The 10,508-nt window shown below is 74.2% G+C and carries 11 protein-coding genes and 1 pseudogene; 5 read left to right on the top strand and 7 right to left on the bottom strand.

The annotated features are described in order from the left end of the window. A pseudogene (locus AB0K25_RS17710) lies at positions 1-573 on the top strand (2-oxoacid:ferredoxin oxidoreductase subunit beta); the annotation flags it as partial. A 130-nt stretch (positions 574-703) separates the two neighbouring features. Beyond that, positions 704-1,543, top strand: coding sequence for a metallophosphoesterase (locus AB0K25_RS17705; protein WP_219469160.1), 840 nt, complete (start codon positions 704-706; stop codon positions 1,541-1,543). A gap of 4 nt (positions 1,544-1,547) precedes the next feature. Here AB0K25_RS17705 and AB0K25_RS17700 read toward each other — a convergent pair whose 3' ends face one another. After that, a complete protein-coding gene (locus tag AB0K25_RS17700) occupies positions 1,548-2,966 on the bottom strand; it encodes an acyl-CoA synthetase (protein WP_357536105.1) in 1,419 nt (472 codons plus the stop codon). 245 nt (positions 2,967-3,211) lie between these two features. Between AB0K25_RS17700 and AB0K25_RS17695 the strand changes: the two genes are divergently transcribed. After that, a complete protein-coding gene (locus tag AB0K25_RS17695; RefSeq protein WP_363821174.1) occupies positions 3,212-3,583 on the top strand; it encodes a VOC family protein in 372 nt (123 codons plus the stop codon). Between the two features lie 96 nt (positions 3,584-3,679). Continuing rightward, positions 3,680-4,186: a DUF664 domain-containing protein gene (locus AB0K25_RS17690; protein WP_219469169.1), complete on the top strand. Its 507-nt coding sequence runs from the start codon at positions 3,680-3,682 to the stop codon at positions 4,184-4,186. A 145-nt stretch (positions 4,187-4,331) separates the two neighbouring features. Here AB0K25_RS17690 and AB0K25_RS17685 read toward each other — a convergent pair whose 3' ends face one another. The 3 genes from AB0K25_RS17685 to AB0K25_RS17675 all read right to left on the bottom strand — a co-directional run bounded on the left by AB0K25_RS17685 (position 4,332) and on the right by AB0K25_RS17675 (position 6,283). Next, positions 4,332-5,093 (bottom strand): Pr6Pr family membrane protein, encoded by a 762-nt coding sequence (locus tag AB0K25_RS17685; RefSeq protein WP_363821171.1) that lies wholly within the window; start codon positions 5,091-5,093, stop codon positions 4,332-4,334. 327 nt (positions 5,094-5,420) lie between these two features. Continuing rightward, positions 5,421-5,669 carry a hypothetical protein gene (locus tag AB0K25_RS17680; RefSeq protein ID WP_363821168.1) on the bottom strand — a complete coding sequence of 83 codons (249 nt, stop codon included), beginning with the start codon at positions 5,667-5,669 and terminating at the stop codon, positions 5,421-5,423. A gap of 107 nt (positions 5,670-5,776) precedes the next feature. Next, positions 5,777-6,283, bottom strand: a complete 507-nt coding sequence (locus AB0K25_RS17675; RefSeq protein WP_219469176.1) for a DinB family protein — start codon at positions 6,281-6,283, stop codon at positions 5,777-5,779. A gap of 168 nt (positions 6,284-6,451) precedes the next feature. Here AB0K25_RS17675 and AB0K25_RS17670 point away from each other — a divergent pair, with 168 nt between their 5' ends. Then, complete coding sequence (locus tag AB0K25_RS17670; protein WP_219469180.1) at positions 6,452-7,348, top strand: DUF72 domain-containing protein; 897 nt, start codon at positions 6,452-6,454, stop codon at positions 7,346-7,348. 175 nt (positions 7,349-7,523) lie between these two features. Here the strand turns inward: AB0K25_RS17670 and AB0K25_RS17665 are convergent, their stop codons facing one another. The 3 genes from AB0K25_RS17665 to AB0K25_RS17655 all read right to left on the bottom strand — a co-directional run bounded on the left by AB0K25_RS17665 (position 7,524) and on the right by AB0K25_RS17655 (position 10,397). Further along, complete coding sequence (locus AB0K25_RS17665; RefSeq protein ID WP_208569061.1) at positions 7,524-8,147, bottom strand: hypothetical protein; 624 nt, start codon at positions 8,145-8,147, stop codon at positions 7,524-7,526. A gap of 84 nt (positions 8,148-8,231) precedes the next feature. Beyond that, complete coding sequence (locus AB0K25_RS17660; protein WP_363821164.1) at positions 8,232-9,095, bottom strand: alpha/beta fold hydrolase; 864 nt, start codon at positions 9,093-9,095, stop codon at positions 8,232-8,234. An 87-nt stretch (positions 9,096-9,182) separates the two neighbouring features. Beyond that, positions 9,183-10,397 carry a glycosyltransferase gene (locus AB0K25_RS17655; protein WP_357536091.1) on the bottom strand — a complete coding sequence of 405 codons (1,215 nt, stop codon included), beginning with the start codon at positions 10,395-10,397 and terminating at the stop codon, positions 9,183-9,185. Positions 10,398-10,508 lie beyond the last annotated feature (111 nt).

The following is a 10,508-nucleotide window of genomic DNA, read 5'->3' as shown; positions in this document are numbered from 1 at the left end:
GCCCCCTTCAACCCCCTCTCCCTCGCCCTCGGAGCCGAAGCCACCTTCGTCGCCCGCACCATCGACTCCGACCGCAAACACCTCCAAACCGTCCTCCGCGCCGCCGCCCAACACCACGGCGCCGCCTTCGTCGAGATCTACCAAAACTGCAACATCTTCAACGACGGCGCCTTCGACCAACTCAAACAACCCGACACCCGCGACGACCACCTCATCCCCCTCGAACACGGCCAACCCATCACCTTCGGCCGCGACCGACAACACTGCGTCGTCCACCCACCCCACGGATTCGGCCTCGAAATCCGCGACACCGCCACCACCCCACCCGAAAACATCGTCATCCACGACACCACCATCACCGACCCCGCCTACGCCTTCGCCCTCACCCGCCTCCCCGAACACAACCACCGCAACACCCCCATCGGCGTCCTCCGCCAAATCAACCGCCCCTCCTACGACACCCTCGTCCAACACCAAATCACCACCGCCAAAAACACCACCACCGACACCCCCGAACAACAACTCACCAACCTCCTCCACACCGGCGACACCTGGACGATCCCGGCGGCATAGCTGCGCGACCACGGGCCGGAACCTCACCGGCCGCCACCCGCCGAGGCCGACCCGACGCCGTACCGCACCGAGCCGGCAGCGGCGTCGAGCCGCGCACCCGCAGCACTGGATGAACGAGGGGACCACACCGATGAACGCCGGCATCTACGCCGTCAGTGACCTGCACGTGGCGTACCCGGAGAACCGGAAGATCGTGGAGAGCCTCTGGCCCCGCGCGGCCGGCGACTGGCTGATCGTCGCCGGTGACGTCGCCGAACTCTTCGCCGACGTCACCTGGGCGCTGACGCTGCTCAGCGAACGGTTCGGCAAGGTCATCTGGGCCCCCGGAAACCACGAGCTGTGGACCCACTCCCAGGACCCCGTCCGGCTGCGCGGGGAGGAGCGCTACCAGGCCATCGTGCGGCACTGCCGGAGCCTGGGCGTGAGCACCCCGGAGGACGAGTACCCGATGTGGACCGGAGCCGACGGCCCGCTGCTGGTGGCACCGCTGTTCGTCGGTTACGACTACTCGTTCCGCGAACCGGGCGTCACCAGTAAGGAACAGGCGCTGGCCCGCGCCCACGCCGCCGGGGTGGTCTGCGCCGACGAGGTGTTCCTGCACCCCGATCCGCACCCGAGCCGGGACGCCTGGTGCCGGGCCCGGGTGGCGCTGACCGAGACCCGGCTCGCCGGCTGCGACCCGACCGTACCGAAGGTCCTGGTCAACCACTACCCGCTGGTCCGGATGCCCACCGACATCCTGCGCTACCCCGAGTTCGCCCAGTGGTGCGGCACCGAACTCACCGCCGACTGGCACCGCCGGTTCCACGCCCGGACGGTGATCTACGGACACCTGCACATCCCTCGGGTGACCTGGCACGACGGGGTGCGGTTCGAGGAGGTCTCCGTCGGCTACCCCCGGGAGTGGCGCCCCCGCCCCCGCCCCGACTCGTGGCTGCGGCGGGTGCTGCCGGCACCCATCCAGGTCTGACGCCTCAGCCGTCCAGCAGGCGCTTCTTCTGCACCTTGCCCAGCGCGTTGCGGGGCAGGGCGTCGACCAGCCGGACCTCCCGGGGCCGCTTGTGCACCGACAGTTGCCGGGCGACGAAGTCCACCAGCTCCGGCCCGGTCACCCCGTCGCCGACCACGTACGCGGTGACCTGCTGCCCCAGATCCGGGTGCGGCAGGCCCACCACCGCAGCCTCGCGTACCCCCGGGTGGGCCAGCAGCGCCTCCTCCACCTCACCCGCCCCGATCCGGTACCCGCCGCTCTTGATCAGGTCGGTGCTCGCCCGCCCGACGATGCGGTGCCAGCCGTCGGGGCCGACGGTGGCGACGTCACCGGTGCGGAACCAGCCGTCGGCGGTACGGCTCGCCGCGTCGGCGTCCGGCCGGTTCAGGTAGCCGTCGAACAGGGTCGGGCCGGCGACCAGCAGCTCACCCATCGCCGTACCGTCGCTCGGCAGGTCGTGGCCCTGCTCGTCGACGATCCGGGTGCGTACCCCGGGCAGCGGCACCCCGACCGCACCCGGCCGGCGCGGCCCGTCGGCCCGGGCGCTCACCGTGATCAGGGTCTCCGTCATGCCGTACCGCTCGACGACCCGGTGCCCGGTCAACCCGGCGAGGCCGTCGAAGACCGCCGTGGGTAGCGCCGCGCTGCCCGACACCAGCAGCCGCGCGCGGCGCAACGCCCGCGCGGCGGCCGGTGCCGCGGCGATCCGCCCCCAGATCGTCGGTACGCCGAAACACAGCGTCCCACCGGCCGCCGCGTACCGCTCGGGGCGTGGCCGGCCGACGTGGTGCAACCGGCCGCCGATCCGCAACGGCCCGAGCACCCCGAGTACCAGCCCGTGCACGTGGAACAGCGGCAGCCCGTGCACCAGCAGGTCGTCCGGCGTCCACGCCCAGGCGTCGGCCAGCCCGTCCAGGCAGGTGGCGATGGCGGCCCGGGAGAGCAGCGCGCCCTTCGGCGCACCGGTCGTCCCGCTGGTGTAGAGGATCAGGGCGGTCCGCTCCGGGGCGGGCTCCGGATGCGTACCCGCCGACTCCCGGCGCAGGTCGACCGGGACGACCGGCAACCCGGCACCGGCCCCCGGGGAACCGTCGACCGCCGCGCCCACCGGCGCGAGCAGGGCCTGGGCCGCCGAATCGCGCAGGATGTGCTCCCGCTCCCGGGGTCCCGCGTCCGGCGGCACGGGCACCACCGCCGCACCGGCCCGCAGCGCGCCCACCACCCCCACCACGGTCTCCATCGTCGGGGTGGCCTCGACCGCCACCCGGTCCAGGCCGCGCAGGTCGTCGGCGACCGCGGTGGCCAGCCCCTGCAACCGGGACCGGGACAGCACCCGGTCATCCACCCGCACCAGGTCCGGGTGGTCGTCCATCGACGATGACATCGCGGCCAGCAGCGACACGGTCCCGCCCTCTCCGGCAGTTCGGCAGGGCGCGGTGCGGCCCCGTGCCGCCGACGCTAGTGCGGCGGCCGGCCCGTCACCACCCCCGACCGCCGGGGTGTCGGCGCGTCGACCCCGCCGCCGGGCACCACCGGCGGCCGGCACGGTTCAGGGGTCGGTTAAGGGTGCCGGTGCGCCAGCCGCGCCACCTACGGTCGATCCAGACGGATCCGTCGCCGGTCGACGGGGAAGGCGGCACCGACGTCATGACTTCCGAGCACCCACCAGCCGCGCCGTACCTCATGGTCACCGACGCGTCCGACGCCATCGCGTTCTACGCCCACGTCTTCGGCGCGGTCCCGCACCCACGGGAGTGCCTCGCCGACGGGCGGGTGCTCACCGCCGACCTCGTCGTGGCCGGTCACCGGTTCACCGTCAGCGAGTGGGCCGACGTGCCCGCGACGACCCCCCGGCTGCCGGTGCTGACCGTGGAGTCCACCGACCCCGATGCCGTGCTGCGCCGCGCCGTCGCGGTCGGCGCGCAGGTCAGTGCCGCCAACGGCACCCCCCGTGAGGTGCTGCTACGCGACCCGGACGGCCGCAGTTGGGCCATCACCCGGCCCGAACGCCCCGCCTGAGCCGCCCCCGCGCCCACACGGGCCCGCCGAGGCGGTTTGTCGGGGTCCGTCAGCGGTATCCGGGTCGGGTGTACGCCCAGCGCGGAGGAGGCACCGGTGAACGTCGACGACCTGCTGACCGAGACCTACGACCAACTGCCCGACCTGGTGGACGCCGCCGTGGACGGGCTCGGCCCCGACGAGCTGCGCCGGGCTCCCCGCCCCGGGGCCAACCCGGTCGGCTGGCTGGTCTGGCACCTCACCCGGATCCAGGACCAGCAGATCGCCGAGCTGCTGGGCGTCGACCAACTCTGGGTCGCCGGTGACCGGGCGGCCCGGTTCGGACTTCCCGCCGACCCCGCCGACATCGGCTACGGCCACACCGCGGAGCAGGTCGCGGCGGTCCGACCGGAAAGCGCCCAGGTGCTCGTCGACTACCACCGGGCGGTGGCGGAGCGGACCCGCACGTTCCTGGCCGGCCTGCGCCCGACGGACCTGGACCGGGTGGTCGACGAGAGCTGGGACCCGCCGGTGACCCTCGGGGTCCGGCTGGTCAGCATCGTCGCCGATGCTCTCCAGCACGTCGGCCAGGCCGCCTACCTGCGGGGTCTGCTCCGCCCCTGAGCCGGTCCCACCCGCTCCGGGTGCGCCGACCTCACCCGGTGGGGCGCATCTGGGTGCCGTGTGGCCGTCGGACAACTCCCTGATCCGGGCCGGCCCGCGCCGTTACCACCACGACGAGGAGGCCCCACGGGGCCGTCGCCCCCGGCTACGCTGACCGCCCGACCGGTGGCGGTGGTGTCGGTTCCGCCGGGGCGTCCCGGTCGGGTGTCGGGGTGTCCGGGTCGGGTGCCGGGGCGTCCCGGTCGGGTGTCAGGGCGTCCCGGTCGGGTGTCGAGGTCGCGCCCCACCGGGCCAGGGCCCGGTCGACGCCGACGAAGAGCAGGCCGAGCAGCCAGAAGGCGACGGCGAAGAAGACCGCGCTGACCGTGACACCGGCGTAGCCGAGTTGTCCGGCGTCGACGAACGGGTACGGGTAGCGGTGCACGATCAGCCCGCGTACCAGGGCGAAACCCAGGTACGCCAGCGGGAAGGTCAGCCACCAGGCGGCGTACCGCAGGCGCAGCCGGCCACGCTCGTCGAACAGCGTCCAGTCGGCGAGGGCGAGCAACGGCACGACGGTGTGCAGGAACTGGTTGCCCACCGCCTCGGCGGGTCCCCGGTCCGGCTGGGCCATCGCGAACGGGCTGGCCGGGTTGGCCAGCACCAGGTGGTAGACCACGCCGGTGATGGTGATGTAGAGGGTCACCGCGCCCTTGAGCGCGGAGGGCGGTTCGGGTCGGGACTGCCCGGCCCGCCAGGCGGCGTACCCGGCGAAGAGCCCGACCGCCAGGTTGCTCTGGATGGTGAAGTACGGCAGCAGACCGGTGACGGTGGCGGGGCCGAGGGCGGTGAGCACGATCCCGGCGAGCACACTGATCACGATCGCCAGCCGGAAGGCCACCGCCAGGCGTCGACGCCGCAGATTCATCGGCGCAAGCTACCAGCCGGTGGCACCGCTGGCGGCCGTGCCCCGTCCCTGGTCGCCAGCGGTGCCACCGGGCCGTCTGCCCGGTCGTCCCAGTCCTGCCCGGTTGTCCGGCCGGCTGCCAGGTTGCCCGATTGGTCCGGCCGGCTGCCAGGTTGCCCGGTTGATCCAGCCAGCTGCCAGGTTGCGAGGTCGTCCCGGCCGGTTGCCCGGTTGTCGCGTTCGGCTGCCGGTTGTCCGCTGGCTGGCTGGTCGTCCCGCCGACCGCGCGGCTGACTACTCGCTTTGTCCGCCTCATTGGCGGGTCGTCCCCGCCAACCAGGCGGTTGACTACCCGCTCTGCTGGTCGGACGGGTCTGCGGAGGTGGGGCCGCCGGGCGGTGCCGACCGCGACATGCCGGCCCGGGCGGCCCGGTAAGCGGACATCGCCGCCGGCTCCCCGCGCAGCTCAGCCGGGTTCGCAGCGGCGCGGATCGCGATCAGCAGCGCCACGAGCGGCGCGGGGCCCGGCACCGGCCCATCGCCCGGCCCGCTGAGCAGCCGCTCAGCGGTTTCCTGATCGAGGCGGTGTCCGGTCATCTCGTGTCGCTCAGCGCCACCCCGGTGCGGGGCGTCACATCGAGCGGGGCGCAGGTGGCCCCCGTCACACGGCACCGGACGGCGACGACGGGCCCGCCGCGCCAGGCTCAGCCCATCGTCTTGGCGCCGTCGATCGACTCCCGGATGATGTCGGCGTGCCCGGCGTGCTGGGCGGTCTCCCCGATCACGTGCAGCAGGGTGCGCCGCACCGACCAGGCGGCACCCGGCTCGAACCAGGGCGCCACCGGCAGTGGATGGCTCGCGTCCAGGTCGAGGGTGGTGATCAGCTCGTCGGTGCGGGCCGCCGTCTCGGCGTACCGGGCGAGCAGATCGACCAGGGTGTCGTCGTCGGTCATCTGGAACATGCCGACCCAGTCGACCGGCTCGCTCTCCATCGCCTCGGCCCCGCCGACCATGAACCGTGCCCACCGGTCCTCCACCATGGTCACGTGCTTGATCAGGCCGCCCAGGCACAACTCGCTGGCGGTGCTGCGGGTCGCCGCCTGCGCGTCGGTCAGCCCGCGCACGGTGTGCCGCAGGAAGCCGCGGTGCATGCCGACAGCCTGCAACAGGTCGGCCCGTTCACCGGTGAGCACCCGCTCCGAAGTGGTCATCCCCGTCACCCTCCGTGGTCGATGTCGTCGAGGTGACCCTAGGGCCACCCTCCGACAACTTTCCGGCCCGCCATCCCGCGGCGTCACCACCACCGGGCGGTCGACGGGCGGCCACGCGGCGGAACCCAGCGGTTGCCGATCCGGTCGGCGGGCGGTCCACTGGACCACATGGGAACGATCAGGGTGGGCACCTCGTCCTGGGCGGATCAGACGCTGCTGCGCTCCGGCTGGTATCCCCGGGCGGCGCGTACCCCGGCACAGCGGCTGGGCTGGTACGCCGGGCAGTTCGGACTGGTCGAGGTGGACACCTCGTACTACGCCGTCCCGGTGCCGGAGACCACCAGCGGCTGGGCGGCGGCCACACCACCCGGTTTCACCTTCGACGTCAAGGCGTTCAGCCTCTTCACCGGACACCCGACCCCGGTGCAGGTGCTACCGAGGGACCTGCGACCGGCCACCGGGCCGTCCCGGGTCCGCCGCCGGGACCTGCCCGAGGCGACGTACGACGCGTTGTGGGACCGGTTCCGGGCGGCGCTGGAGCCGCTCGCGGCGGCCGACCGGCTCGGCGCGGTGCTGTTGCAGTTCCCGCCGTGGCTGCTGCGGGGGGAGGGTGCCCGGCGGCGGATCGTCGAGCTGGCCGACCGGTGCCGGCCGTGGCGGGTCGCGGTGGAGCTGCGTCACGGGTCCTGGTTCGACGGCCTCGCGGCGGCCGAGACGGTGACCTTCCTGCGTGACCACGACCTCAGCCTGGTCTGCGTCGACATGCCGCAGGGGCACCCCTCCTCGGTGCCGCCGATCATGGTGGGTACGGCCGAGCCGGTGCTGGTCCGGATGCACGGCCACAGCGCGCACTGGGCGCACGGCAGCAAGGAGGACCGGTTCCGGTACGCCTACGCCGACGACGAACTACGTCGCTGGGCCGACCTGCTCACCGACCTGGCCGCCCGGTCCGGGGAGCTGCACGTGCTGTTCAACAACTGCTGCGCGGGGCAGGCCCAGCGGGACGCCGCCCGGCTGGCGGAGCTGCTCGGGGTGACCCCCACGACGGCCGTCGCCGGCCACTGACCCCGGTCACCGACCCTCGGGTGTGTCCCGGGCCGTCCACCACGCGACGTGCCGTCAGGCCGGGCGACCGGGCCGGCACGTTCGGCGGGCGGGTCGGGTCGCCGACCCGCCGGTGCGGGGCCCGCCGTCGTGCTGTCGACGGCGGGCCCCGCACCGGCCGGTCCCGGCCCGACGCTCAGCTGGCCATCGCCATCCGGCGGCGGGCCCCCGTCGCGGCCAACCGGCCCATCGTCATCGGGGCGCCCATCAGCCCACCGGCGCGACCGAGCATCCCCCGGAACACCTGGCCGGGCTTCTGCTGCTCACCCATGTACGCGGTGACCACCACCAGTGCCCCGGTCAACGCCGGAATGGTCCACTGGAGGACCTTCATCTGCCGCTGCCGGTGCGCCACCTCGGCGGGTGTCTGGTAGTTGGGCTCGGTGGTCCCCGAGACCGGTGGATTGCCGGCGTTCTGCAACTTCATCCCGATCAACCGGCTGTAGCCGGTCACCGCGAGCGCGCTGACGGTCAGCGCCGTCTTCACCGCGCTCATCCGCCCCACCCCGGACTGGGCCATCATCCGGGGGCTCTCGGTGGCCAGTTCGCCCACCGCGCCGGCCAGGTGCGCGCCGATCGCCGCCGCGTTGACCGGGGTCCACCGCGACCAGCCGGCCGAGGCCACCGGGAGCCGTTGGGTCGAGTCGCTGATCCGTGCCGCCGCTCCGTTGACGCCCAGCGCTCCCATCAGGGAGCCACCGAACCAGGCCGCCAGGCCCAGGTCGTGCATCGAGCGTAGTGCGGTGTGTCGTTCAGACATCTGATCCCCCTCCACCGTGTGCTGGCGCAGCGGCATACCCGCCCCGGCGGCGGCTACGCGCCCGGCTCGCGGCCCGGCGGGGGATCAGCGGCGCGGCAGCCCGGCGGCGAAGTCGGCGACCCGCCGGGTCAGCGGCAACCCGGCCCGCACCCAGCGGAAGTGGTCCAGCGCAGCCCCCGCCTCGGCCACCGTGTACCGGTGCCGGGTGACCGGTGCGGCGGTGAGCTTGGCGCAGAGGTGGTCGACGACCGGGTGCGGGGTGTACTGGTCGTCGTCCACGCTGACCGCCAGCACCGGCAGGGACAACCGGCCCACGGCCGCCTCGCCGTCCACCCCGTCGAGGGTGGGGAAGTGGCCGGTCCGGGCGGTGCGTGCCCAGTCCCGGATCACCCCCCGCGCCTGCCGGCCACCGAACCCCCAGCCCGGCCAGACCCCGAGGGCCCCGGCCACCGCCGAGATCCCCTGGGAGTACGGCAGCACGCCGTAGCGCCGCAGACCCGGATAGCTGCGCCAGTACGGGACACCGACGGCGAGCAGGGCGAGCCCGTCGACCCGGCCCGTGCCGTGCAGTGCCAGGTGCAGCAGGGCGGCCTGCCCGCCGAGGGAGTGCCCGAGCAGCAGCGTGGGACGGCCGTCCAGCCGGGGCTTCAGCGCGTCGAGGACCGCGCCGACGTCGGTGGCCAGCTCGCGGTAGCCGTACCGGCAGGCCCGGGACGGCGGGGGCGTGCTGACGCCGGTGCCGCGCAGGTCGGCGACGGTCACGGCCAGGCCGGCGTCGTGCAGCGCGGTGGCGAACGGGCGGTAGTACCGGGCCCGGACCCCCATCGCCGGCCAGATCACCACCGCTGGGCCGCCGGGCGCCCCCAGGGGCTCCGGGTAGACCTGGATGCCGATCCGTGCCCCGTCGACGTCGACGAACTCCTGCGTGTATGCCACGTCCCCGCTCACCGACCCATCCTACCGGCCGGTAATAACGGGTCGGTGCTCCGCCCCGACCGCTCCCGGCGCCCCCGGGGGTGGTCGGACCGGAGGCGGTCAGGCGGCTGCCGTGGCGACCTGACCGACCCCGCTGACCGAGGCGTAGACGGCGGTGAGCTGCTCCGCCCAGTGCCGGAAGGAGTAGCGGACGCGGATCCGGTCCAGGGCCGCCGTGGCGTACGCGAAGCGGCGTACCCGGTCGGCGAGCAGCCGGCGGATCGTGCCGCCCAGCGCCCGGGGGTCGCGCGGCGGCACCAGGTCCCCGGTCAACCCGTCGACGACGCTCTCCGCGATCCCCCCGACCTCCGTGCCGACCACGGGCACGCCGCACGCCATCGCCTCCAACGGGGTACGACCGAACGGCTCGTACCAGGGGGCGGCGACCAGCAGGTCGGCGGAGCGGTACCAGGCGGCCAACTCGTCGCGGGGCACCGACCCGACCAGTCGGACCCGGTCGGCGACCCCGCAGGACTCGGCGAGCGCGGTCAACCGGCGGGCGACCGGGTCGGCCGACAGCAGGTCGGCGGGGGGCCCACCGACCACCACGCACTCGGCCCCCGGCACCGCGGGCAACGCCCGGATGACGTCCTGGAAGCCGCTGCGTTCGCGCAGCGACCCGACGGTGAGCAGCCGGGGCCGGGCCGGGTCGCGGGGAACGACCGACCCCGCCGGCCCGAACACCGTCTCGTCCACCCCGGCCGGCACCAGGGTCAGCTTCGACCGGGGCACCCCGAGGCGGACCAGTTCCCCCAACTCGTCGTGCGACTGGACGACGACCCGGTCGGCGGCCCGCCCGAGGGCGCGTTCGTAGCCGATCCGACCCCGGGGTCCGGGGTCCCGGCCGGCCGAGCGGCGTCGGTGCGCGCTGCCCAGGTCGTGGTAGGTCAGCACCACCGGGGTGTTGGTACGGCGTCCGGCGTGCAGGGTGGCCAGGCCGCTCAGCCAGAAGTGGGCGTGCGCCACGTCCGGCCGCCAGCCGCCGTGCTGCCAGTGCTCGGCCAACCAGCGGCCGAACTCGCCCAGGTGCGGCAGGAGTTCGTCGGTCGGCACCTCCCGGGCGGGGCCGGCCGGCACGTGCCACACCTGGTACCCGGTGTCGGTCGACACGGTGTCGGGTGGGATGGGGGAGTCCCGCCGGGTGTAGACCCGCACCTCGTGGCCCTCGGCGGCCAGCGCCGCCGCCTGCTCGGCGACGTGCAGGTGCTGCGCACCGGTGTGCTGTCCGGTGGCGGCGAGCGGGCTGGCGTGCCCCGAGACCATCGCGATGCGCATGCTTCCTCCTCCGTGGGCCGGTCGCCGGCGAGGCGGCCCCGGTCACGCCGGGCCCCGGTCGTCGTCACCGGGTCCCGCGCACCGGGCGATCGGCGGGCACCCGGCCGCCGG

The sequence above is a fragment of the Micromonospora sp. NPDC049257 genome (assembly GCF_040678915.1).
GTDB classification, from domain to species: Bacteria; Actinomycetota; Actinomycetes; order Mycobacteriales; family Micromonosporaceae; genus Micromonospora; species Micromonospora antibiotica.
Note: the sequence above shows the minus strand (reverse complement) of the source record. Positions and strands in the feature narration are given on the sequence as shown.

Coding starts and splice junctions, on each gene's coding strand:
- AB0K25_RS17665 (WP_208569061.1), bottom strand. CDS start 8,147: ATGTCTGAACGACACACCGCACTACGCTCGATGCACGACCTGGGCCTG.
- AB0K25_RS17685 (WP_363821171.1), bottom strand. CDS start 5,093: ATGAATCTGCGGCGTCGACGCCTGGCGGTGGCCTTCCGGCTGGCGATC.
- AB0K25_RS17675 (WP_219469176.1), bottom strand. CDS start 6,283: ATGACCACTTCGGAGCGGGTGCTCACCGGTGAACGGGCCGACCTGTTG.
- AB0K25_RS17670 (WP_219469180.1), top strand. CDS start 6,452: ATGGGAACGATCAGGGTGGGCACCTCGTCCTGGGCGGATCAGACGCTG.
- AB0K25_RS17680 (WP_363821168.1), bottom strand. CDS start 5,669: ATGACCGGACACCGCCTCGATCAGGAAACCGCTGAGCGGCTGCTCAGC.
- AB0K25_RS17655 (WP_357536091.1), bottom strand. CDS start 10,397: ATGCGCATCGCGATGGTCTCGGGGCACGCCAGCCCGCTCGCCGCCACC.
- AB0K25_RS17695 (WP_363821174.1), top strand. CDS start 3,212: ATGACTTCCGAGCACCCACCAGCCGCGCCGTACCTCATGGTCACCGAC.
- AB0K25_RS17705 (WP_219469160.1), top strand. CDS start 704: ATGAACGCCGGCATCTACGCCGTCAGTGACCTGCACGTGGCGTACCCG.